We start from the raw sequence: 22,323 nt of genomic DNA, 5'->3' as shown, positions 1-22,323 counted from the left end.
TGTGCAGTCGCGTGGAAGCCGACAACGAGGAACTGCTCGACCGTCGATCACCCGTTCATCGGATGACGGGTTCGCACCCCTCGAGCAGCTCGAGCTCACGTCGTCGCGGTAACCCCTCCCAGTCCCCACGGGCCAGACATGCGAAGGCTCCGGTCCGCACGGCGGTGCGCAGCCGCTGTGCGGCATCGTGGCCGTCGATCAACTCGGCGAGGTAGCCCGCGACGAATGCATCGCCCGCTCCTACGGTGTCGACGGGATCGATCGAGATCGCATCCTGTCGGTAGGTCTCGCCATCGATGATCGCGTGGGCACCGTCGGCGCCGCGCTTGATGACCACCTGCGAGGGGCCGAACTCGGCGAGCCCTCGGGCCAGTGACTCCGGGTCGTCGGCGTGAGCGGGCCCGAGCACGAGTGCAGCTTCGTCCTCGCCCGCGAACACGACGTCGACGAAGGGGAGTATGTCTCGATAGACCTGGGCAGCAACGTCGCTCGACCAGAGAGCGCTGCGATAGTTCACGTCGAATGACACGCGCACACCGCTGTCGCGAGTCCGAGCGATCACCTGACGCCAGGTCTCGGAGGCTTGCGCAGACAGGGCAGGAGTTATCCCGGTGACGTGCAACAGGGCTGCGCCCGACACGATGTCGGAGTCGACGTCGTCGGGGGTGATCCGTGATGCCGCGCTGTGTGCGCGATAGTAGGTCACCCGCTGCATGGTGGGCGTTCTGAGTTCTTTGACCATGACGCCGGTAGGAGCAGTGCAGTCCTCGGGCGCGACGACGTGGACGCCCTCGGCTCTGATCTCTCTGCGTACCAACTCACCCGGTGCATCGGAGCCGAGCCTGCTGCACCAGACCGCCGAAGTACCCAGGCGTTGCAGTCCGATCGCGACGTTGGACTCGGCTCCGCCGATTCCCACGGCCACGTTTCCGGCATGGGCGAACGGTCCTGGATGTTCGCTGCGGAACAGCGCCATGGTTTCGCCGAAGGTCACGACGTAGGGAGTGGACAGTCGAGACCTCACAGTGCCGCCGCCTCATCCACGACACGGCGTATTTCTTCGGCACGCCTTGTCAATTCACGGATGTCTCCACCGGAGAACGCGTCACCGAGCAGTGGCCCGCCCATGCTCACCGCCACCGCGCCTGCTCGAATCCACGCGGCCGCTTCGGCGATGCCCACTCCTCCCGAGGGAATGACTTCGATATCGGGAAATGGTCCACGCAGGTCGGCGACATAGCCAGCGCCGACCTTCGATGCAGGGAAGACCTTCACTGCGGTGGCACCTGCCGTCCAACCGCGATGTAGTTCGGTGGGAGTCAACCCGCCCGGAAACACCGGCACCCCTCGATCGATCGCGATGTCGATGATCGGTGTCTCGGTGATCGGTGTGACCAGGTACGCGGCCCCTGCATCGATGGCCTCGCTCGCCTGGGCGGGTGTTGTCACGGTGCCCACGCCGAGTTCGGCGTCTGGACCGAATCGCTGCAGTAGGTTCGGCAGCTCTTCGATGACGCCGTGGGTGCTCAGGGTCAGTTCGATGCTCACAACCCCACCGGCGATCAGTGCCTCCACGACCGGCGCGTACTCGGTGGCAGATTTCGCACGTAGGACAGCTACGACGCGGGTCTCGCGAAGTAGCGCCGACGGCTCGCTCCTGCGGTTCATCGATCACCTTTCAATGCTTCGGACGTCGCTGCGTCGATTCCGTGTCCGACGATGACATCGATCAACTCGCCGGTTCGTTCGACGAACGGGACCCAGTCGGCGATGTCGTCACCGAGCAACCGCCGGTCGGTGAGCGCGCCCTTCGCCATCTGCGTACCGGATGTGCTGCGCGATGCAAGCTGGGAAAGCCATCCTCGCGCCGGATCCTGCATGGCGGTCGCATGAGGTCCTGGATCGAAGCCGTCGATCGGGGCCAGGCAGGTCAAGTACGCCGCTGTGGTCAAAGCCATCAAGTGGGGAGTCCGCCCGGCGTCACGGAGCATCATCGCTGGTTCCGGAATACGTTCTCGCAGTTTGACCGAACCGTCGGACCCCACCTGCTGCGTGCGGTGCCCCAACGCCGTGTTGCTCCATCTGACGAACAGTTGTTCCTCGTACAGGTCAGGATCTATGCCATCGGGAACGTCCACGCTCGGTAGATACTCGTCCCGCAGTATCGTGTGCGCGGCCCGATCGACGAAGCTCTGTGCAACCGACTCCGGTATCGTCGCCGCGCCCGACAGGGCACCCAAATACGCTATGAGCGAATGAGTTCCGTTCAACAGTCGTACTTTCAGCTGTTCGTACCGGCCGACTTGGTCCGAGAACACTGCACCGCCGGCTTCCCACGCCGGCCGACCGGCGGCAAAGTTGTCCTCCAGAATCCACATGCTGAACGGTTCGGCAGCCACGGGTATCGAGTCCTCGAAACCCATGTCGCGCGCCAGGTTCGACCGATGAGCGTCGGTGGTGGCGGGGACTATTCGGTCGACCATCGTGGAGGGAAACGCCACGTTCTGCTCGATCCACGTCGAGAGCTCACCTGATTCGGAGCCCGGCAGCTGGGCTGCGAACTCCAGCACCAGTCTTCGAGTGTGCTCACCGTTGTTGTTCAGGTTGTCGCAGCTCAGGACCGTCACAGGCGTGTTGTGCGCGACGCGCCCCTGCAAACCTCGGACGATCAGGCCGATGGTGGATCTCGGAGCACCGCCGGCAAGATCATGAGCGATATCCGGGTGGTCGAGTTGCAGACCCTTGGTGGCAGGGCTGTACGTGTACCCGTTCTCGGTGACAGTCAAGGACACGATCTTCGTGGTCCGATCCGAGAGCGCAGCGACGACGTCGTCCGGTTCCCGAGCGGCCACAAGCGCGCCGGTATGAACCGAAGGAACGCTGTAGGTCGCGCCCGCGGGCGAGATTTCCGCCACCGAGTACCTCAGGTCCTGCGCGCGCAAGGCATCGGCTACCGTTCCGGATCTACTTGCGACGCCCAGGATGCCCCAGGCACTGTCCTGATGCGCGAGTGCTGCCTCGGTGTACACGGCTTGATGCGCCCGGTGGAAGTTACCGAGACCGAGGTGGACGATGCCTTGTTCCGGTGGACGGTTTCTACCCGTTGACGACGGTGGGGCCGTGGCAGCCGACAAACGGGGCAACGGAGTGCGAATGATCGTCACCAGTCCTTCACCGAACCGTCGAGATTACGTGCGACCGGCAGATACGCGCGTTCGTACGGAAAGCGTTCGGCGGCAGCCTCGTCCACCTCGACGCCGAGGCCGGGTGCATCGCCTGGATGTAGGTAGCCGTCGTCGTAGGTGTAGCTCGGGCGGAACACCTCGGAGACCTGTTCGGGATAACCCATGAATTCCTGTATCGCGAAATTGGTGGTGGCCAGACCCAGGTGCAACGACGCGGACAGGTTGATCGGAGACACATCCGACGGACCGTGCGGCGCACCCATGACCTGAAAGATCTCTGCGAGAGCGAATATCTTGCGGACGTGCGAAATGCCACCCGCGTGCACGATTGCAGTCCTGATGTAGTCGATGAGGCGCTCGGTGATCAACTGCTGGCAGTCCCAGACGGTGTTGAACACCTCGCCGATCGCCAGTGGAACCGTCGTGTGCGCCCGGACCGTGCGGAGCAGCTGTTGATTCTCGGCGGGCATCACGTCTTCGAGCCAGAACAGGTTCACCGCTTCGAGGGCTTTGCCGAGTCGCGCTGCCTCGGTGGGATTGAGCCGATGGTGGACGTCGTGCAGCAGGTGCAACTCGGGTCCGACCGCCTCGCGTACGGCCGCCAACACGTCCGGCGCGTGTCGGAGGTACGCGGCGGTGTCCCACTGCTCTTCGACAGGGCCGACGCCGCGCCCCGCGGGTTCGTAACTTGCCGAACCTCGAGTGACGCCGTACACCTTGTCCAGACCGGGGACGCCGAATTGCACACGGACAGCACGGAACCCCTCGTCTCGGCGCTTGTTCACCGATTCGAGAAGCTCGGGCAGGTCCCAACCGGTGGCGTGCGTGTAGGTCAGAACACGGTCGCGCGCAGCACCACCGAGGAGCTGATAGACCGGCATGTCGGCGGCTTTGCCCTTGATGTCCCACAGGGCCAGATCCACCGCCCCGATGGCGGCCATCGTGACCGGTCCGCGACGCCAGTAGGCACCACGGTAGAGGTACTGCCAGGTGTCCTCGATGCGCTCGGCGTCGCGACCGATCAAGAACGGCGCGAGATGATCGCGAAGGTAACTGGCAACAGCGAGCTCCCGGCCGTTGACCGTGGCATCGCCCCACCCGATCAGACCGTCGTCGGTCGTCAACTTCAGAGTGACGTAGTTTCGTCCAGGACTGGTGACGATGACGCGGGCGTCGACTATTTTTCGAGTCATATTGTGAGAAGGCTCATTTCAGTGATGCGGGTGAGATGTCAGAGCACTTTGGCGAGAAACTCGCGTGCTCGATCGGTCTTGCAGTCCGTGAAGAACACGTCGGGCGTGCTCTCTTCGACGATTCTCCCGTCTGCCATGAAGATGATCCGATCGGCAGCGGTCTGCGCGAATTTCATCTCGTGCGTGACCACCACCATCGTCATGCCTCCCTTGGTCAGTTCGACGATGACGTCGAGGACCTCCTTGATCATCTCGGGATCGAGAGCCGACGTCGGTTCGTCGAACAGCATCACCTTGGGGTTCATCGCGAGAGCCCGCGCTATGGCGACACGTTGTTGCTGGCCACCCGAGAGCTGAGCGGGGCGTTTGTCTGCTTGAGATTCGACTCCGACACGGGTGAGGAGATCCATTGCGTGCGTACGGGCTTCACCGGCGTCGACGCCTCGAGCTTGAACCGGACCGAGCATGACGTTCTCGAGTACCGTCATGTGTGCGAACAGGTTGAACTGTTGAAACACCATTCCGACTTCCGAGCGCAGCCGGGCGAGTTCGGCGCTCTCCTCGGGCAGCGGCACACCGTCGATCTCGATGACGCCACCGTCGATCGGCTCCAATCGATTCATGGTTCGACACAGGGTCGACTTGCCGGAACCGGAGGGCCCCAGAATGACGACGACCTCACCGGTCGAGACCTCGAGATCTATATCGGCCAACGCCTGATGGCTGCCGAACCACTTCTGAACTCCTTTGACCGAAATCATCGTTCCGGCCTCCCGCAAGGATGCACCTTGCTCATGATCGGAACCCTTGTGTTCTACGAAAGTCATTGTCAGTGAAGCCTTTCACTCAATATGTTCGACAGTCGACCCAGAATGAGGCACAGCAGCACGTACAGAGCAGCCACGGCGGCGAAGACCGGTGCTGCGTACTCTCCGCCGAGATATTCGATCGCGAGTTCTCCAGTGAGCAGCAGATCGGTGTAGCCGATCACGAAACCGAGCGACGACGCTTTGGTGACGCGCACCATCTCGCTGACGAGACTGGGCAGAATCTGCCGTACGACCTGGGGGAGTAGGACAAATCGGAGCGTCTTGACGGTGCGCAGCCCCACTGCCATCGCAGCTTCGCTCTGGCCGCGAGGGAGGGCGTGGAATCCACCGCGGAACACCTCGGCCATGGACGTGCTCTCCCAGAGTACGAGTCCGATGACCAACGCCCAGAAGGTGCTGATGTTGAAACCGGTGGCCGCCGGCACACCCAGGTAGATGAAGAAGACCAGGAGCAGTTCCGGCAGTCCGCGCAGTGTCTGAACCCAGATCCGGGCAGGGACATTGACCATCGGATTCGACGACATCTGCGCAAGCGCGAGCAGCAGACCGAAGAACAGTGACAGCACCACCGTGAACAGGGCGACCTGCAGGGTGGCGAGTACACCGCGGAGCAGCGCCGCGGCGAGGTCGGCGCGACCGAGTACCGACCATATCTCGGGGTCGAACAGGTCCGCGTTGTTCAGGACTATTGCCGCCAGGGCGACCACCGCGACGATGGGGATGGCCCCGCCTGCGGTCCACGCCCGGATCCGGCGCCGTTCCCTTGGTCCTGGTTGCTCGAAAAGTGTTGTAGTCATCAGGAAGTGAACGCAACCTTTCGTTCCACGGCGGCCGCGAGAAGTCCGGCCGGAACAGTTATTGCCGAGTACAGCAGTGCGGTGAACAGCATCAGTGCGATCACGGCCGAATCGTTGGTATTGATGAGTTGCAGCATTGCGCCGAACAATTCGGTCACGCCGAAGACGCCGGCAATTGCGGTCACCTTGACGAGTGCGATCGTCGTATTGATCAGTGGTGGAACGGAGTTACGTAGTCCTTGAGGCAACACGATCAACCGAAGCGTCTGCGCCTTGCGTAGCCCGATGGCGCGTGATGCTTCGAGTTGGCCCTGGCCGATGGCATTGATACCGGAACGGACTGCGTCGCAGTAGTAGGCCGAGAAGTACAACGTGATGCCGATGGTGGCAAGTGCGAAGAACGACAGACGTACGCCGAGCAGGGGGAGTATGAAGATGGTGAAGAACAGATGCGCTGCGGCGGGAATGTTCCGCATGAGTCCGACATAGATGCCGCTGATTCTCTGTAGTAGCGGGATGGGCGAGATCGCGAAAGACGCGAGCACCAATCCGGCCGCCATGGACATCAGTCCCGAGATCACCACCAGGAGAACGGTATTGACGAACCCTTCCCAGAAGACGTCGATATTGTCGATGATTGCGTTCATGTCGAGTAGGTCCTTTCCCGAATCGGTCCGGGCATCAGCAGCTGGTCATGGATTCGGGGGCGACTGGGGCCTTCAGGCCGGAGGCACCCATATGGCGGTCCCAGAGTTCCTCGATGGTGCCGTCGTCGAAAGCCTGCGTCAGCTGTTCGTTGAAGTACTCGCACAGGTCGCTGCGATCGTCGGCCAAACCGATACCCCACTTCTCACCGTCGCCGTACGTCATGGGCGCAAGAGCGAACTCGTCCGGTTTGTCGACCACGAATCCCGCAAGCAGCGGTGCGGTCGAGTCGATGGCATCGACGGTGCCTTGTTCGAGTGCCCGGACGCAGTTCGTCAGAGTGTTGAACTCGGAGATCTCCGCCTGCGGGATGAACTCCGCCACGCGTGGTTGTCCCTGGCTGCCCTGTAGCACACACACTTTGGTGCCTGCAGGAACATCCTGGAGCGACTTGATGCGTTCGGCGTCGTCCTTTCTGACCATCAACTGAGGGGCCGTGTCGAGGTAAGGTCCGGAGATCGAGATGGCCTCTTCGCGCGCTGGAGTGATGGCTAGGGCTGTGGCGAACAGGTCCACCTTCCCCTGCTTCAGAAAGGGAATTCGGTTGGCGGCGGTGGTGTGAACCCATTCGATGTCATCGCTGGACACGCCCAAGGATTCGACGAGCAACACCGCCAGATCGATGTTGAACCCTTCCCAGTCGTGCTGAAGGTTCAGCTCGGCCAAACCAGGTTGGTTCGGTGACGCGCCCACCTTGATTTTCGGTGCCGCCGCCAACTCGGCCATGGTCGAGCCCTCGGGAAAATCATTGGGACGGTCCACGGTCGAGCTACCGCACGCGGTCATCCCGAGAATCGTGACCACGGCAGCCGTGAAAACGGCACACTTCGATCGATGAAACATGATTGTTCGTCTCTTTCTTCAACGAGAGGTTGACGCGCTGCGTTCGATTTCGCGCGCGCTGCGAGCAGATCGGGGTGCGGATTCCGGCGGTCGGGCCGTCGACCCACGGACGATGAGCTGGGATCGCAATCGAACCGAGCCCTCGCGCCATGGCTTTCCGTCGATTTGGTCCATGATGAGCCCGATGCTCAGGGACCCGCTGCTCTCGATGTCGACCATCACCGTGGTCAGACCGGGATCCGATGCTGCTGCGACATCGACGTTGTCGATACCGACGATGCTGATGTCGGTCGGGCACCGATAGCCGAGGGAACGGATTCCGGCTTGAACTCCCATGGCGACCATGTCGTTGTACGCGACTACCGCCGTTGCGCCACTTGCCGCCACAGCCGCGGCCGCGGCCAACCCACCGTGCACGTCCGCCGATTGGTTGCCGACGACCGCAAGGTCGAACCCTCGCTCGGACGACAGGTCGGACAGGATTTGCGCGCGCGTGCGGTTGGCCCACGAGGCCGCCGGGCCAGGAACGTAGACGAAAGACTGGTGCCCGAGAGACTGTAGATGTTCTGCAGCTTGACGCAGACCCTGCTCGACATCCATCAAGATAACGGGAGAGCCGTTCGACTCGCCGTTGACGACGACGAGTGGGGTCGAACCGATCGCCCGGGCCACGTCCGCTAGGTTCGATCGGGGAGAGCACAGAATCACCGCGTCGGCTTCTCGGCCGACCGTGTCGAGCAACTCGATCTCGCGTGCCGGATCCTCGGCGGTGTCGGCAAGAAGCATGCGGTGACGACCCGGCCACAGCTTTTCCTGGATTGCCCGCAACATTCTCGCGTACACGGCGTTCGACACGTCGGGAACCAGGACGAGGATGGTGCGCGCCCTCGTCGGTGCCGGTGCGTCGTAGCCGATCCGGCGAGCGGCTTCCAATACCCGCTGTCGAGTGTGCGGGGCCAGCAGGTCGACCGAAGTGAACGCTCGCGAGGCAGTCGCCATGGAGACTCCGGCCTCGATGGCAACGTCCTTCAACTTTGCGACCACGGTTCCTCATTTCGGTCCTGTTGCGTACATCTCAACCCGAGCGGTGTGTAACCACTTTCACACGACGTTCAGGTTGTTGCAATAGGTTGCAAAAAGTTTCAGAAAACGCTCGAATGCAGGGGGACTGCAACATCGGCGTCGCGTCTTCCGTGGCTCGGCGATTGAAGGTGGCGAGTTCTGGGCAAGCGGTAGTCATGACAGAGAACACCAAGGTCACAGTCGAACGCACCATCGAAGCGCCCGTCGACGCAGTTTTCGATGTGCTGTCCAACCCCGAGCGTCATCAGGCTCTCGACGGATCCGGGTTCGTCCGGAGCGTGGACCACGCCGACCGCATTCAGAAGGTCGGCGAGAAGTTCACGATGAACATGCAGGGCGATCACATGGGAGGCGAGTACCAAACCGACAACCATGTCAGCGGTTACATCAAGGACAAGCTGCTCGCATGGAAGACGGCACCCGCAGGCAACGAGCCTCCCGGCTGGGAGTGGCTGTGGGAGTTGGAGTCTCAGGGTCCCAACGAGACGTTGGTGCGCCACACCTACGACTGGTCGAAGGTGACGGACAAAAAGCTTCTGCAGCAGATCAAGTTCCCGCTGGTCACCGAGGACCAGCTGAACGACACACTCGCTCGGCTGGCAGTCGAAGCGACTTCCTGACCAGCGGACTGGTCTGAGTCGCACAGTCTCGGCTCAGCCGAAAAACGATGTGGCATCGACACTTTCTATCGGCATCCAACGCCGTGGAAAGTCCGTCGACACGGTTGTAGCCGACAGATCGACTCCACGGACGGCCAATGCCGACGTCGGCATCTGATCGACGATCAGACTGACGGCGTAGGTAGCGGCCGTCACGTGGAGACACGGATCGATTCTTCTGGAGCACGTGCAGGACGTTTCGGTTACGTTCGGGACCGGCGACAGTGCGCTCGCTACGAGTTCGGCGTGGACCTCGTCGGGGAGGTCACCGCGGGCTATGCCCCTGCGCGTGAGGCAGGCGAGGATGCGCAGCACCGACTTCCGTTCGGCCGCTCCGTAGCGGGGGAGGGAGATCACGGCGGTCTCGACCTTCTTGCCCGTTGACACGACGCAGCGAAACTCTCCGATCTTGCTGGGGTCCACTGCAACTGCGTCGTTGCGCACCAGGCTTCGTGCTCGCGGGAGCATCGGGTTCGGCCGGGTGACGGCGATGGGTTCGACTCGCCTGATCCAGTCTTTCCCCCAGGGCGTCGACCCGAAGGCGGCAGGCTGCGGTGTTGTGGCCATCAGCGCGTCACCGCCCGCAGCGACAGCGTTTCTCGCAATGTCGAGTCGTCGAGCGCCGCCAGAGCCGACTCGTTGTTGCTCTCGGTCAATCCGGCGATCGCCTTCTTCCGGGTATGGAGTGAAGCGATGTGCTCCTCCAGTGTCCCCTCCGTCGTCAGTGCCATGACCGTCACCCCGGACTTCTGCCCGATACGGTGAACTCGGTCTGTGGCCTGCGCCTCGACGGCGGGGTTCCACCACCTGTCGTAGTGAATCACCGTGCTGGCACGGGTGAGATTGAGGCCGTACCCCGCCGCCCTCAGGCTGAGGACCATGACGGGGGATCGGTCGCTGTTCTGAAATTCGTCGACCATCCTGTCGCGCTCGCCCACGTCGAGCCCGCCGTGAAAGAACGGAATCGGGGCTCCGGTGAGGCCTTCGAGGTGCTCGGCGAGAATCTCTCCGGTGCGGCGGTACTGGGTGAAGACGAGTGCAGCGCGCGAGGATTCGGCGAGCTCCTCGACGATGTCGGTGAGCCTGTCGAGTTTGCCCGAGCGATCGGCCAACCGAGACAAGTCTCCATTGACGAGGCCCGGGTGGTTGCAGATCAGTTTGAGCGACGTCAGTAGCGCCAGCACTGCTGTTCCACGGCCGCGATTGCTGCCGAAACCGGTGTCGAATGCTCCTTCGACGGCCGAATTGTACAGCGATGCTTGCTCGTTCGAAATGGGACACAGGACATCGATGTGGTGCTTCGGCGGCAAATCCGTCGCAACCTCGGCCTTCGTCCGTCGAAGGACGACCGGCGCGATCGCACTCGACAGTTGTGCGAGTGCGGCCGCTGAGCCTCCCTGCTCGATGGGTGCTGAGAATCGTCGAGTGAACCGAGCCCGGGTTCCGAGCAAACCGGGATTGGTGAGATCGATCAAGGCCCAGAGTTCATCCATGCGGTTCTCGACGGGCGTGCCGGTCAGGGCGATGCGCGTGGTGGAATTCAGCCGACGCGCCGCTCTTGCTATCTTGGTCCGGGAGTTCTTCATGACGTGCGCCTCATCGAAAAACACTGTGCTCCAGAATATTTCGCTCAATCGCTCTGCATCGGTACGCAGGGTGGGGTACCCGGTGACTGTCACCGAGCCTGCGTCGGCGCATTGCTCGAGGGTGCGGGACGGCCCGCGGTATACGTTGACGACCAATTCGCCGTCGGAAAAATTCTCGATTTCTCGCCGCCAGTTGCTGATCAACGACGTCGGGCACACAACCAGATAGTTGCCCTCGCCTCGTCGTGCTCCGACGATCATGTGCGAAATGGCCTGGAGCGTTTTGCCCAGCCCCATCTCGTCGGCGAGGATTCCGCCGCCTCCGACCTCCTGAACGGTCGGCATCCAGGCCGCACCGTGCACTTGATAGGGCCTGGGCGTGAAGGCCGACGCATGCTCGATCAGATGGTTCTGCAGGTGCAGGCTGGCGCGGAGTGCCTCAGCGGCACCGTGTGCTGTCAGCACGCTCGACCCGCCGGCGTTGGGAACCGCGTGCGCCGCAGGCGGGAGTGCATCGACGAGAGCTCGGGGAATCCCACTCACGTCGGGGTTGTCCTCGACGTGGTTCAGGATCGCCAACCATCCGAGAGCCGATGGACCTGTCGCGGAGCGGGCTGCGGTTCGGAGCTCGCCGGCGTTCGCTGCCACGAGTTGCGCGCCTACGGTACGAACGGCAACGGTTCCGTCCGCGCCGGGAACCGCGAGCTCGATGGGGGTGGACTTTCCTTCGAGCGTCGCCTCCGGGGTGCTGTGCCAGACGGCGAAACAATGACGGTGAGGCAGATAGGTGACGTGAGGAGCTGGGTCTGTGTCGGCGGTCGAAAGCATGCACCCTCCGGCGAAGTCGGCAGCCTCGGTGACGTCCGAAGCTGCCAACACCGTACGCCGTCCGGTGTAGTTGTGCCGCATCCAGGATTAGCTTGACTTTATCGAAAAATACTGTCCTACAGCGCGATCGAGCACCTTCCCTCGCACTGGACGAGATCAGGATTGCTCGCGAGAACACCACCAGGTCGTGCGGCCGCCCACCGTTCCGCGTGCCATCGGGGCACCACATCGAGGGCACGCCGCGTCCGTTTTTCGGAAGGGAATGATCTCCCCGGTGTGCACGCCGCCTTTCTTCGTCGCTGATCTGATCGCACGACGCAGAACGACGCGAAGGTCGTCGAGCTCCTCTGTCGTGAGTGTCTTGGCTCGCCTGGACGGGGATTGCTCGCTCTGCCACAGCACCTCGTCGGCCAATAGATTGCCGACCCCCGCTATCGCCGCTTGGTCGAGCAGCCTCGCTTTGAGAGGTGCACCGCTGGAACCGATTCGGTGACGGAAGTCGTCTCGCGTGATCTCCGCAGCGTCCGGACCGAGAGCGTCGATATCGGGTTCGAGTCGAACCCGGCCGAGGCGGCGCTTGTCGAAGAGTCGGAGGTGCCCACCGTCGTCGAACGTCATGGAGAACCGCGTCCACTCCGGCTTGTCGGTCGGACGCTCACCGACATGTGGATCGCCGCCTCCGTACTGCGAGGTCCGCTCACCGTCGGGAGCGGTGACGATGACGCGTCCGCCCATGCCCAGGTGAATGCCCAGAGTCGGGCCGCTCGAGCCGTCGGCCGTGACGGTTTCGCACCACATCGCCTTGCCGCGTCGCCGCGCCTCGGTGAGTTTCCCGCCCGTCAGTGCGCGGGCGATATCGCCCGGCATGTGTGGTCGGCACTCGAACGTGTCGGTGTCATCGATGTCCACGATGACGCGACCGAGAGCTTTCTCGACGACCTGTCGGGCGTTTTCCACTTCGGGTAGTTCCGGCATGCATCCGGTGTACCCAATTCGTGGGCGCTATGCGCGGGTGCCGTCATCGGTCATTCGACTCGTTCGTCGTCTCACTCTGGCACCAGCGGCCCAAGTTCGGCGTCGAGCACCTCCTGTACGACGCGCATCGCCGCCAGTGCGGCAGGCGCACCGCAGTACCCCGCCGTGTGGATGACGGTTTCGGTGATCTCGGTTCGGGTGAGGCCGTTGCGGAGAGCTCCGCGCACGTGTCCTGCCAGTTCCTCGTGGGCGCGCAGCGCGATGAGGATTCCGAGATTGAGCAGGCTGCGGCTGCGGTGATCGAGGCCGGGCCGCGTCCACACGCCGCCCCACACGGTGTCGGTGACGAAGTCTTGCAGTGCAGCGGAGTCGGTGTCGGCGGCATTGGCGAACGCTTTGTCGACGTAGTCTTCGCCCATCACGTTCTGGCGGACCTCGAGTCCGTCCTCGAAGCGCGGTCCCCTGTTCCGATTCGTGGATTCTTCGTCGATCATGGTGTGCCTCTCCCTTGTCTGCGGTGTCGACAGATCATGGCAGGGGTTTTCAGCGGAACCGCAGGCGGAGGCGAACTCGGCTACGGGTCGATCTGTTCGGTGTTCGTACGTGGATCACCGTGATCAGGGGGAGTGATCCCACGCTCGCGTGGTGAGCCCATGAAGGCCGATCCTCCGACAGCGCTGTCGATTCCGTGAAAGCGACCGCGCCGCATGCGCGAGCGAAGTATGCGTGCAACGACGACGAAGGCTCCCAGAACGACGGCGAAGCCGGCGACTACGGCAACCAGCGCCAACGATGTGTTCATGACGGCCTCCGATCCTCACCTTCGGTCACCCGATTATCAGGCATGGGACCGGCTCGGGTGATGGAACCAGGACGGAGGTATCTGTCGATCTGTTCAGCGCAGAGAAACCGGCCCACCGTCACGGTTGTCGCGTGAAGCCTGTTTGTCGTCGCAGACTTGTTCTGCGCGAGTTGCTTCCAGGAACAGTTGAAGGAAGGAAGAATGCGCGCTTCGGTCCTGCGCGGGCCTTCCCTCTCCGGGGTCTTCCGATGCCTTCGACATAGCGATTCGCGTTCCTCCCGTGTCGCGAACAACAGTCTCAGATTCTGAATAGTTAAGCAACTGAGACAGTAGGTACAAAGCGCGGCACTAAGTGAACGATCGGAAGGAGGTGGCGATCGAGCAAATTCTAACGGTGTGTGTGGGCGTCGAGGGTGCCCAAGCTGCAACGCATCGGCAGAGGGGCTGGCTATCGCTGCCCGTGCCTTCGGGTTGAGGGCTACATCCCAGCGGCGGTGGGCGGCTCGATCAGCATCCTCTTGATCACCTTGCCGGTCGCCGTTCGGGGCAGCTCGTCGAGGAACGTGATGTCGCGGGGAACGCAGAAGCGGCTCAACCGATTTCGGATGTAGGCGCGCACCATGTCCGCATCGAGGCCGGCCGATCCGCGGCCGACGACGAACGCGGCCAAACGCTGCCCGTATTCAAGGTCGGGCACACCGACGACCGCGACCTCGCCGACCTGAGGAAGATTGGCGATCGCATCCTCGACGGGGCCGGGAAAGACGTTCTCGCCTCCGGAAATGATCATCTCGTCGTCCCTGCCACAGACGAACAGCCGTCCGTTGCAGTCGATGTACCCGAGATCGCCGGTGTCCATCAGGGCAGCTCCGCGGGCGGAGGCCGTCGACGGAGGTTCGGCGTTGGTGTACCCGTCGAACAACATGTCGTTGCCGACGAAAATTCGGCCCAGGGTTCCCACCGGAACGGCAGTACCGTTCGCGTCGAGAACCGCGACCGTCGTACCCAGAGGGGGACGTCCGGCGGTGGCGGGGGCTGCGCGCAGGTCTTCGGGAGTAGCGATCGTGGCCCACGAGACCTCGGTGGAACCGTAGAAGTTGTAGAGGACGTCACCGAAGACGTCCATGAAGCGGCTGACGGTCGATCCGGTCAATGCCGACCCACTGCACGCGACGACTCGTAGGCTCGAGGTGTCGTAGCGTGATCGGACCTCGTCGGGCAGGTCGAGTATCCGCTGCAGCATGATCGGAACGGCGATCAACGAGGTACAACGGTGCGCCTCGATCGCCCGCAAGCAATCTTCCGGATCGAATCGATCCTGGAGAACCACCGTGGCGCGCAGCGGAGTACTGATCTGCAGTGCCGCGAGTCCCCAGCTGTGGAACATCGGTGCCGCGATCAGCATCCTCTCGTTCATCCGAAGGGGCATGCGAGACAGCATGGCCGCCACTGTTCCGAAGCCCTTCGGTGTGGGACGTACCGCACCCTTCGGCGACCCGCTGGTTCCGGAGGTCAACACGACCACCGATCCTGGCCGATCCGGCCTGGTGAATGTGGCGGACGGTGGTGCGACGAAGTGTTCGAGCGTGCGCCGACGCGGAACGGCGGTATGAGACGACAGGCTCACACGGGTGACATCGTCGGGCAGGTAGCGCACCATCGAGTCGAACTCGTCGTCGACGAACAGTACTCGGAGCTGGTGGCGGGCAGCGATCGTCTCGATCTGGCGGGCAGCGAGACCGGTGTTGAGAAGAACCACCTCGACTCCGAGCATGCCGCACGCGACGGTGCACTCGATCATCGCCGAGTGGTTGCGGGCCAGAATTCCGACGGTGCTTCCAGGGCTGATTCCGGACGCGTGGAGACCTGCCGCGATGCGGTGCGAACGGTGGTGGATCTCTGCGAAGGTCCTGGTCCCTCTGTCGTCGATCAACGCGATCTCGTTCGGGGACTTCGCTGCTGCGGCAGCGAAACCGCCGCCAAGGGTGAAGCCCCACTTCGCCAGCGAGTTCAACTGCCGGTACGCGCGGTCGGGACGTGCAGCACGAATGACGCCGGTTCCCACCATCGTCTTCATGATCGCCAGCGGTAGCGACCGCGAATCTCCGGTGTTGGACACGATCGACGTCGAGGTTCCGGACAGGGAGTTGTCCAGTCGACGCAGACCACCCATCACCCATTCGACCACGGCCCGGTTGTGTTCGGGTTGGGGTGAGTAGGACCCGCCGAGTCCCGCTCGGAACACGGTGACATCGATCTTCGTCTCGCCTGCCGAGCGGGCAGTGAGGGTGAATCTGATGAACCCGCCGGACTCGACGTGCTCGATGGTGATGATCGGCCGGTTTCGTCTGTTCACCACCAGGTCGAGGGCATGCTCGACACCGCCGACTCCGCATCGGTAGCCGGCCGTGGCTTCACGAAGCGTGCAGTAGTCGAGCCCGGGAAAGTAGCGCGGGTACAGCTCGACCGCGCTCAACACCCCGCACACCTGCTCGATATCGTGTGCGAAGACCGTGCTGCAGTCGATGACGTCCGAGACCATGCCCCAACCCCCGTACCTTGCCGAGCCGACAGCAATGCCGACTCAGCACCGACCAGGGGATGGCGGCGAGCACCTGGAACGGGTCATCCGCCTGGATGAAGTCGTCATCGTAAACCCGAAGCACGGTTGTCTGGGCGAAATCGGCCGAAGTGGGTGCGTGATTACCGATTTCTTCTGCCCTCTGCGTCAGAACTGAATGCCCAGAGACCACGCGAACACCGTGTACGCGGCGATGGTGATCAGTGAGATGGCGATCAGATTGAGCCAGAAACCGCCTCGCATCATCTGACCGATCGTGATGTAGCCGCTGGCGTAGGACACCGCATTCGGCGGAGTCGCGACCGGCAGCATGAACGCACAGGTCGCTGCCAGTGCCACGGGGACGGTCAGCACCAGGATGTCGATGTTCATACCCATTGCGACGCCACCCGCGACCGGAAGGAAAGTTGCCGCCGTCGCGGTATTGCTGGTGATCTCGGTCAGGAAGATGATGGCGGCCGTGGCGATGACGACCAACATGACCACTGGAATCGTGTCGAGACCGCCTGCGACGCTACCGATCCACTCCGTCAGGCCGCTGGACTCGAACTGTGCCGAGAGCGCGAGTCCGCCGCCGAAGAGCAGCAACACGCCCCACGGGAGTTTGACGGCGGTCTCCCAATCGATCAGGCGTACGCCTTTCTTGCTGCCGCTGGGAAGTAGGAACAGCAGGAGAGCTGCTGTCATGGCGATTCCGGTGTCGGATATCGGAGGGCTGTCGAAGAGCAGTGGAACTGCAACCCAGGAAGCGGCTGCCGCGAAGAAGACCGTTGCGACCCGGATCTCACCCTTCGACATCCTGCCGAGGGCGTCGAGTTCACCTCTGATCAGCTGTTTGCCACCGGGTATGTCGTCGATCTCCGGCTTGAACATCACGTGGGTCAGCAGGAACCATGCGATCGCCAGCAGGATCACGGCGAGCGGAACGCCGGCGATCATCCACTGGAGGAATCCGATGGTGATTCCCTGACCCTCCAGGTAGCCGACCAGCAAGGTGTTGGGCGGGGTGCCGATGATGGTGCCGAGCGAACCGATCGATGCCGCGTAGGCGATGCCGAGCATCAGGGCGGTGCCGAAGTTGCTCTTGATGACGGCCTGGGTGATGGTCTCGGCGTCCGGGGTCGCTTCACTGTCGGAGCCGGGAACAGCTCCGGCCTTCTTGCCGATGTCGAGTACCAGGACCAGGACCGAGACGCCGATCGGAATCATCATCACGGCGGTGGCCGTATTCGAAACCCACATCGACAGAAAGCCTGTTGCGATCATGAACCCGGCGATCACCATCGTGGGCTTCGTGCCCATGGCGTTGACCGTCAGCAGCGCGATGCGGCGATGCAGATTCCACCGCTGCATGGCCAGCGCCAACAGGAATCCGCCCATGAACAGAAAGATGATGTTGTTGCCGTACGACGCACCGACGTCGTTGACCGCGACGCCGGAATCGAACACCGGAAAGATGACGAGGGGCAGCAGTGCCGTCGCCGGAATGGGCACAGCCTCCGTCATCCACCAGATGCCCATCAATACCGCGGTGGCTGCGGTCAACCGAGCCGGGTGTGCCACGTCCTCGGGGAGAACCAGATAGACGAGAAGGGCCAACAGAACGCCTGCGCCCAGCCCGACCCATTGGCGCTTGCGGCGACCGGGTTGTACTTCGTCTTCTCGTTCTCCGGCCGACCTCTGATCGACTTCGTCGAACTCGTGGCCGTCGGGTGCGCGCCCGGCCTTCTCGTCATCGCCGATCTGCGTCATGGGGACCTTCCTCAGGAGTGGACGTCCCATCACCCTAACGCGTGATTTGTCCATTAAGTCCGAATCGACGCGGGGAAGCGAAGGCCTCGGCTAGCGGGCGATGTCGGGCTTGTCCGCGGCCGGATCGTTGTCGAGCACCGGATCCCACACGTCGCCGGGCAGGTCGCCCGGCAGATAGCTGTTGCCGCGTCCGACGAATTTGTCGTCGCGACCTTCGCGCCGCATGGCCTCGAAGTCCGCCAGCGCACCGAAGGCCCATTTGCCCAGCAGCGCAATGGCTACCAGGTTCACGGTTGCCATCGCGGCCATGGCGACGTCCGCCAGCGCCCACACCGTCGTGAGCGCGGACAAGGAGCCGAAGCCGATGGCTGCAAGGACGATGGTGCGCAACAAATTCAGCAGTTTGCCCTCGACTCCGAGGAAGTTGAGGTTGATCTCGGCGTACGAATAGTTGCCGAGGATCGACGAGAACGCGAACGTGAAGATCAACAGTGTCATCGGAATCGTCGTCCACGTTCCCAACTGAGCCGAGATCGAGTCCTGAGTCAGAACTGCGCCCGCCACCCCGCTCGGGTTGCTGATGTCGTACACGCCCGAGACCAGGATGATGAAGGCTGTCGCACTGCAGATGACGATGGTGTCGAAAAAGACTCCGAGCGACTGGATCAGACCCTGCTTCACCGGATGGGACACCGTCGCGGTCGCTGCGGCGTTGGGGGCGCTGCCCATGCCTGCCTCGTTGGAGAACAGGCCGCGCTTGACGCCGTTGAGCATGGCGGCCAGGATTCCGCCCGTCGTCCCGCCGATCGCCTCGTTCAGGCCGAATGCGCTGGAGACGATCTGACCGAAGACCGTCGGGATCTCGCCGATGTTCATTGCCACGATCACCAAAGCGAGCAAGACGTACACCAGCGCCATGATGGGAAGGAGGTATTCGGCCACCCGAGCGATTCGCCGGACGCCACCGAAGAGGATCGGAGCAGACAGCACCACCAGGAACACCGCGATCCACCCCGCATCGATGTTCATCGTGGACGAGAACGATTCGGTGATGGTGTTCGCCTGAACCATGTTGAACGCGAAGCCGAAAGCGAAGATCAACAGGCACGCGAAGACGATTCCCCATCGACGCGAGCCCAGGCCCAATTGGATGTAGTAAGCGGGGCCGCCCCGGAAGCTGCCGTCGGGATTGCGCACCTTGTACATCTGCGCCAGCGTCGCCTCGATGAACGCCGTAGCCATGCCGACCACCGCTACCAGCCACATCCAGAAGATTGCGCCCGGTCCGCCGAGAGTGATCGCGATGGCGACGCCGGCGATGTTTCCCGTACCCACCCGGGACGCCAGACCGACGCAGAAGGCCTGGAATGCCGAGATGCCGCCCTCGGCGTCGGACCGAGATCCACCGATTGCCTTGAACATCGACGGAAGAAGTCGAATCTGAACGAATTTGGTGCGAACGGTGAAGTACAGTCCGACGCCGATCAACAAGTAGATGAGGAAGACGCTGTAGAGACGATCTGCCAAGAAGTCGATCACTGAACTGACGGTATCCACGGTGCCATCCTGAAGCGCTCGGTGTGTGGGTGCGTCGACAGCACTTTACTCGCGGATGGTCGAAAGTTTGCACCGAACTCAGACGCACCGGATGGGGTTCGGCGCATGATGTCAGTGCTCCGCTGGGCCCCAGATGTCGCCGAACGGTACCGAATGCCCCAGAATGCGTTCTGCTGCACGATGTCCCGACTTCAACGCCGCCGTAACCGTTGCCGGATCATCGGTCCAGGTCGCCTCACCGGCGAGGTGAAGTACATCTCCGATCGGAGTGGCAAGGTCGTCGTGATCGCGCGTGCGTGAGCCCACCGTCATGTACGAGTACGAGCCGTACGCGAACGGATCGTCCTGCCAGCGAGTGACATACACGCGGTCCGGTGTGAGGACTCGGTCGCCGTACAGGCCGCGCAGTGCCTCGAGAACGGAGTCCGCGATGCGCGCGTCCGACCAGTGCCGAGTCTGCTGCGCGCATGCGCCCGCTGCGAACGTCAGAAGCGTCGGACGTCCCTGCGGCATGGTCACGTCGTACCAGGAGTGCCACCAGCGCCCGGCTTCGCCCTGCTGCCGTACGGCATAGACGTTCTCGTCCCAGAACTTGCTGGGGAACTGGAGGAACACTTTCTCGAAGGCGTTCATCTCGAGTCGTTCCAGTGCACCCGAAACAGGTTCCGGCAGAGGGGGTTCCACAGTGAACTCCGGCGATTTCAGTACTCCGATCGGTACCGTCACCACAGCGCGCTCGGCCGAGAACGTCCCGGAACCGGTATCGACGAGAACTCCGTCTCGACCCCAACGGACCTGCGTCACCACGTGTTCGAGCCGGACGTCGAGTCCCTCGGCCAGGTGAACGGCCAGTCGATCGTATCCGTCGGGGAACACGACCTCGTCGCCCTCGATGGCGTCGTCGTCCAAGCCGTGTGCGTCGAGGAGGTCCTTTCCTACGCCCAACTGCTCCTCGGCTCGATGTCCGAGAAACTCACGAACTCGTTCGAGTCGGTCGTCGTTCCAATCCAGTTGCGTCAGAGTTGCTTCCACGGCGTCACCGAACGAGGTCCCCGGGGACGACTCCGCGATCGTCCTGGCGAACAGTTCGTCGAAGTGGTGAACGTCGGTGCCGAATCGTGCGGCCGCCTCATCGCTCAACCTGGTCCCGGTGGGGGAGTAGTAAGCGATGGGTCTGCCGTCCGGCTGGTAGCTGCCGACGGTGAATTCGACGGTCCGCATTCCGAAAGCGTGCACGGCGTCGGCGAGAGGGTTGTCGTCAGTTCCGTGAATCCAGGAAGCGCCCACGTCGAGGGTGCCTTCGTCTGTGCGCTTCGTCCAGACCCGACCGCCCACGCGGTCTCTGGCCTCGACAACGGCAACGCGCTGACCGGCACGATGCAGAAGTGTCGCAACGACCAAGCCGGAAATGCCTGCTCCCACCACGAGGGTATCGACGTGTGTCACCGTCGCTCCTGTCTGTCGACGGCCGTGGGGTCAGTTCCCCCGGCCGGAGTTGCCATTGCCGTTCCCACTGTTCCCGTTCCCGTTCCCGTTGCCACTGTTCCCGTTTCCCGAGTTCCCGTTGCCGGAGTTCCCGTTGCCCGAGCTGCCGTTGCCGTCATCCAGAGGTATCGGGGCCGGCACAGCCGGCTCGACCGGAGCCGGATTCGCCGTGGGGACGGGACCTGGCTCGGGCGGATTCGAGAAGACCGGAATCGACGTCGCAGGTGCAGGATCGGGTGCAAGGGTCGTGGGCACCACTGTCGTCGACTCCACGAGAGTCGGAGTCGGTGTCGACGGCGTGCTGGGTTCCGGCTCATCACTCGTGCCGACTGCGACCCAGACTATCGCCGCTCCCAGCGAAGTGAACAGCGCCGCTGCCGCCGGGATCATCCATCGTCGGTGTGGAGATTTCGCTGCAGCCGACGCTGGAACTGCTGTTGTCGCAACCATGTTTGCGGGTTCGGCGGGTATCACGGCAGTGCGGGGCAGGTTGGTGTCGAAGCGGGGTGTCGTGCTGCGCGAGAGCCCGCGCAGTCGGTGGGCGACGGCGGCTGCGGCCGGCCGATCCTCCGGGCGTCTGGACGTCATGTCCGTCAACAGTGCGTGCCAGTCCGATCCGAGCCTCTCGGGGACGTCAGGATCGCGGTGTAGGCGCGCCACCGCTGCTGCCACGGCGCTTCCCTCGAATGCCATTGTGCCGGTGAGGCACTCGATGAGAACGAGCCCCAGCGTGTAGACGTCCGTCGGTGGACCGACGGACGTACCCGTCGCCTGCTCCGGGCTGAGGTAGTGCGCAGTACCGACTGTGGTGCCGTGCTCGGTGAGTCGTTCGGAATCGAGGATGCGGGCGATGCCGAAATCGGCAAGTTTGGCGCACTGTCCCACGCCGACGTCCGGAGACTGCGCAACGAGGATGTTGGCCGGTTTGATGTCGCGATGCACCACACCCTGATCGTGGATGTAGGCGAGAGCCTCCGCCAGCTCGAACCCGATCCGCGCGACGTGGGAGCCGTCCATCGCTCGGCCCTGGCGATACGCACTCAGAGTAGGACCGTCGATCAGCTCCATCACCAGGTACGGCACCGGCACCCCGCTGGCATCGAGTGCAGTGCCCGCGTCGTACAGCGTCACCAGACCCGGGTGCGACAGCGACGCAAGAGTCCGAATTTCTGCATCGATGCGCTGGGCAGTGTCCGGCGGCTCGTCGTGGCGGAATATCTTCACCGCTACGGATCGGCCGAGAACGTGGTCGTGGGCGTGCACGACGTCGGCCATCGCGCCGCGTCCCAATACGGTGCCCAGTCGGTATCGACCCGCGAAGAGGTTGTCGAGAGGGGCACGAGCGCGAGAGTCCGCTCCCACCATCGGTCACCGCCGTTCGTCGAGTCCTTCGAGCACCTTATAGCCAGTCGATCGACGCACAGACCGCAGTCGCGTAACGACATCACGGTGCGGTCGGGCA

At 63.0% G+C, this 22,323-nt stretch carries 20 protein-coding genes; 1 reads left to right on the top strand and 19 read right to left on the bottom strand.

Going from position 1 to position 22,323, the window contains the following annotated elements; all coding sequences use genetic code 11:
• Positions 1 to 55: 55 nt before the first annotated feature.
• The 9 genes from CH302_RS08495 to CH302_RS08455 all read right to left on the bottom strand — a co-directional run bounded on the left by CH302_RS08495 (position 56) and on the right by CH302_RS08455 (position 8,597).
• Positions 56 to 1,024, bottom strand: coding sequence for a sugar kinase (locus CH302_RS08495; protein ID WP_230596203.1), 969 nt, complete (start codon positions 1,022 to 1,024; stop codon positions 56 to 58).
• Positions 1,021 to 1,668 (bottom strand): bifunctional 4-hydroxy-2-oxoglutarate aldolase/2-dehydro-3-deoxy-phosphogluconate aldolase, encoded by a 648-nt coding sequence (locus CH302_RS08490; protein ID WP_037189210.1) that lies wholly within the window; start codon positions 1,666 to 1,668, stop codon positions 1,021 to 1,023. The genes CH302_RS08495 and CH302_RS08490 overlap by 4 nt, the downstream gene beginning before the upstream one ends.
• Positions 1,665 to 3,164: a mannitol dehydrogenase family protein gene (locus CH302_RS08485; protein WP_052047472.1), complete on the bottom strand. Its 1,500-nt coding sequence runs from the start codon at positions 3,162 to 3,164 to the stop codon at positions 1,665 to 1,667. The genes CH302_RS08490 and CH302_RS08485 overlap by 4 nt, the downstream gene beginning before the upstream one ends.
• Positions 3,161 to 4,378 (bottom strand): D-mannonate dehydratase ManD, encoded by a 1,218-nt coding sequence (manD, locus tag CH302_RS08480; protein WP_037189211.1) that lies wholly within the window; start codon positions 4,376 to 4,378, stop codon positions 3,161 to 3,163. Before manD ends, CH302_RS08485 begins: the two co-directional genes overlap by 4 nt.
• A 38-nt stretch (positions 4,379 to 4,416) precedes the next feature.
• Positions 4,417 to 5,139 (bottom strand): amino acid ABC transporter ATP-binding protein, encoded by a 723-nt coding sequence (locus CH302_RS08475; RefSeq protein ID WP_037189953.1) that lies wholly within the window; start codon positions 5,137 to 5,139, stop codon positions 4,417 to 4,419.
• 68 nt (positions 5,140 to 5,207) lie between these two features.
• Positions 5,208 to 6,005, bottom strand: a complete 798-nt coding sequence (locus tag CH302_RS08470) for an amino acid ABC transporter permease (RefSeq protein ID WP_037189212.1) — start codon at positions 6,003 to 6,005, stop codon at positions 5,208 to 5,210.
• Positions 6,005 to 6,652, bottom strand: coding sequence for an amino acid ABC transporter permease (locus CH302_RS08465; RefSeq protein WP_037189213.1), 648 nt, complete (start codon positions 6,650 to 6,652; stop codon positions 6,005 to 6,007). Before CH302_RS08465 ends, CH302_RS08470 begins: the two co-directional genes overlap by 1 nt.
• A gap of 34 nt (positions 6,653 to 6,686) precedes the next feature.
• Positions 6,687 to 7,553: a transporter substrate-binding domain-containing protein gene (locus tag CH302_RS08460; RefSeq protein WP_082323572.1), complete on the bottom strand. Its 867-nt coding sequence runs from the start codon at positions 7,551 to 7,553 to the stop codon at positions 6,687 to 6,689.
• Between the two features lie 18 nt (positions 7,554 to 7,571).
• Positions 7,572 to 8,597 carry a LacI family DNA-binding transcriptional regulator gene (locus CH302_RS08455; protein ID WP_052047474.1) on the bottom strand — a complete coding sequence of 342 codons (1,026 nt, stop codon included), beginning with the start codon at positions 8,595 to 8,597 and terminating at the stop codon, positions 7,572 to 7,574.
• Positions 8,598 to 8,791: 194 nt separating this feature from the next.
• Here CH302_RS08455 and CH302_RS08450 point away from each other — a divergent pair, with 194 nt between their 5' ends.
• Complete coding sequence (locus CH302_RS08450; protein WP_037189215.1) at positions 8,792 to 9,256, top strand: SRPBCC family protein; 465 nt, start codon at positions 8,792 to 8,794, stop codon at positions 9,254 to 9,256.
• 33 nt (positions 9,257 to 9,289) lie between these two features.
• On the opposite strand, the gene CH302_RS08445 is transcribed toward CH302_RS08450, so the two are convergent.
• From CH302_RS08445 to CH302_RS08400, 10 genes are all read right to left on the bottom strand, one after another.
• Positions 9,290 to 9,862, bottom strand: a complete 573-nt coding sequence (locus CH302_RS08445; RefSeq protein ID WP_141216610.1) for a hypothetical protein — start codon at positions 9,860 to 9,862, stop codon at positions 9,290 to 9,292.
• Entirely contained in the window at positions 9,862 to 11,790 is a 1,929-nt protein-coding gene (locus tag CH302_RS08440) for a DEAD/DEAH box helicase (protein WP_052047475.1), read from the bottom strand. The genes CH302_RS08445 and CH302_RS08440 overlap by 1 nt, the downstream gene beginning before the upstream one ends.
• Before the next feature lie 75 nt (positions 11,791 to 11,865).
• Positions 11,866 to 12,684 (bottom strand): Fpg/Nei family DNA glycosylase, encoded by an 819-nt coding sequence (locus CH302_RS08435; RefSeq protein ID WP_037189217.1) that lies wholly within the window; start codon positions 12,682 to 12,684, stop codon positions 11,866 to 11,868.
• 71 nt (positions 12,685 to 12,755) lie between these two features.
• A complete protein-coding gene (locus tag CH302_RS08430) occupies positions 12,756 to 13,178 on the bottom strand; it encodes a carboxymuconolactone decarboxylase family protein (protein ID WP_037189218.1) in 423 nt (140 codons plus the stop codon).
• 80 nt (positions 13,179 to 13,258) lie between these two features.
• Positions 13,259 to 13,486, bottom strand: coding sequence for a hypothetical protein (locus CH302_RS08425; protein WP_037189219.1), 228 nt, complete (start codon positions 13,484 to 13,486; stop codon positions 13,259 to 13,261).
• A 478-nt stretch (positions 13,487 to 13,964) separates the two neighbouring features.
• Complete coding sequence (locus CH302_RS08420) at positions 13,965 to 16,028, bottom strand: AMP-binding protein (protein WP_037189220.1); 2,064 nt, start codon at positions 16,026 to 16,028, stop codon at positions 13,965 to 13,967.
• A gap of 186 nt (positions 16,029 to 16,214) precedes the next feature.
• Complete coding sequence (locus CH302_RS08415; RefSeq protein WP_037189958.1) at positions 16,215 to 17,819, bottom strand: SLC13 family permease; 1,605 nt, start codon at positions 17,817 to 17,819, stop codon at positions 16,215 to 16,217.
• A 90-nt stretch (positions 17,820 to 17,909) separates the two neighbouring features.
• On the bottom strand, positions 17,910 to 19,358 hold the full coding sequence (locus CH302_RS08410) for an alanine/glycine:cation symporter family protein (protein WP_230596204.1): 1,449 nt from the start codon (positions 19,356 to 19,358) through the stop codon (positions 17,910 to 17,912).
• A gap of 129 nt (positions 19,359 to 19,487) precedes the next feature.
• A complete protein-coding gene (locus CH302_RS08405) occupies positions 19,488 to 20,822 on the bottom strand; it encodes a flavin monoamine oxidase family protein (RefSeq protein ID WP_037189222.1) in 1,335 nt (444 codons plus the stop codon).
• Between the two features lie 30 nt (positions 20,823 to 20,852).
• Complete coding sequence (locus tag CH302_RS08400) at positions 20,853 to 22,226, bottom strand: serine/threonine-protein kinase (RefSeq protein WP_037189223.1); 1,374 nt, start codon at positions 22,224 to 22,226, stop codon at positions 20,853 to 20,855.
• Between the last annotated feature and the right edge of the window lie 97 nt (positions 22,227 to 22,323).

This window comes from Rhodococcus sp. 15-2388-1-1a (assembly GCF_002259145.1).
Classification (GTDB): Bacteria; Actinomycetota; Actinomycetes; order Mycobacteriales; family Mycobacteriaceae; genus Rhodococcoides.
The sequence above is the reverse complement of the archived record's forward strand: the minus strand, read 5'-3'. Positions and strand labels throughout refer to the sequence as shown.

Coding starts and splice junctions, on each gene's coding strand:
- CH302_RS08490 (WP_037189210.1), bottom strand. CDS start 1,668: ATGAACCGCAGGAGCGAGCCGTCGGCGCTACTTCGCGAGACCCGCGTC.
- manD (WP_037189211.1), bottom strand. CDS start 4,378: ATGACTCGAAAAATAGTCGACGCCCGCGTCATCGTCACCAGTCCTGGA.
- CH302_RS08475 (WP_037189953.1), bottom strand. CDS start 5,139: ATGATTTCGGTCAAAGGAGTTCAGAAGTGGTTCGGCAGCCATCAGGCG.
- CH302_RS08470 (WP_037189212.1), bottom strand. CDS start 6,005: ATGACTACAACACTTTTCGAGCAACCAGGACCAAGGGAACGGCGCCGG.
- CH302_RS08465 (WP_037189213.1), bottom strand. CDS start 6,652: ATGAACGCAATCATCGACAATATCGACGTCTTCTGGGAAGGGTTCGTC.
- CH302_RS08460 (WP_082323572.1), bottom strand. CDS start 7,553: ATGTTTCATCGATCGAAGTGTGCCGTTTTCACGGCTGCCGTGGTCACG.
- CH302_RS08450 (WP_037189215.1), top strand. CDS start 8,792: ATGACAGAGAACACCAAGGTCACAGTCGAACGCACCATCGAAGCGCCC.
- CH302_RS08445 (WP_141216610.1), bottom strand. CDS start 9,862: ATGGCCACAACACCGCAGCCTGCCGCCTTCGGGTCGACGCCCTGGGGG.
- CH302_RS08440 (WP_052047475.1), bottom strand. CDS start 11,790: ATGCGGCACAACTACACCGGACGGCGTACGGTGTTGGCAGCTTCGGAC.
- CH302_RS08435 (WP_037189217.1), bottom strand. CDS start 12,684: ATGCCGGAACTACCCGAAGTGGAAAACGCCCGACAGGTCGTCGAGAAA.
- CH302_RS08430 (WP_037189218.1), bottom strand. CDS start 13,178: ATGATCGACGAAGAATCCACGAATCGGAACAGGGGACCGCGCTTCGAG.
- CH302_RS08425 (WP_037189219.1), bottom strand. CDS start 13,486: ATGAACACATCGTTGGCGCTGGTTGCCGTAGTCGCCGGCTTCGCCGTC.
- CH302_RS08420 (WP_037189220.1), bottom strand. CDS start 16,028: ATGGTCTCGGACGTCATCGACTGCAGCACGGTCTTCGCACACGATATC.
- CH302_RS08415 (WP_037189958.1), bottom strand. CDS start 17,819: ATGACGCAGATCGGCGATGACGAGAAGGCCGGGCGCGCACCCGACGGC.
- CH302_RS08400 (WP_037189223.1), bottom strand. CDS start 22,226: ATGGTGGGAGCGGACTCTCGCGCTCGTGCCCCTCTCGACAACCTCTTC.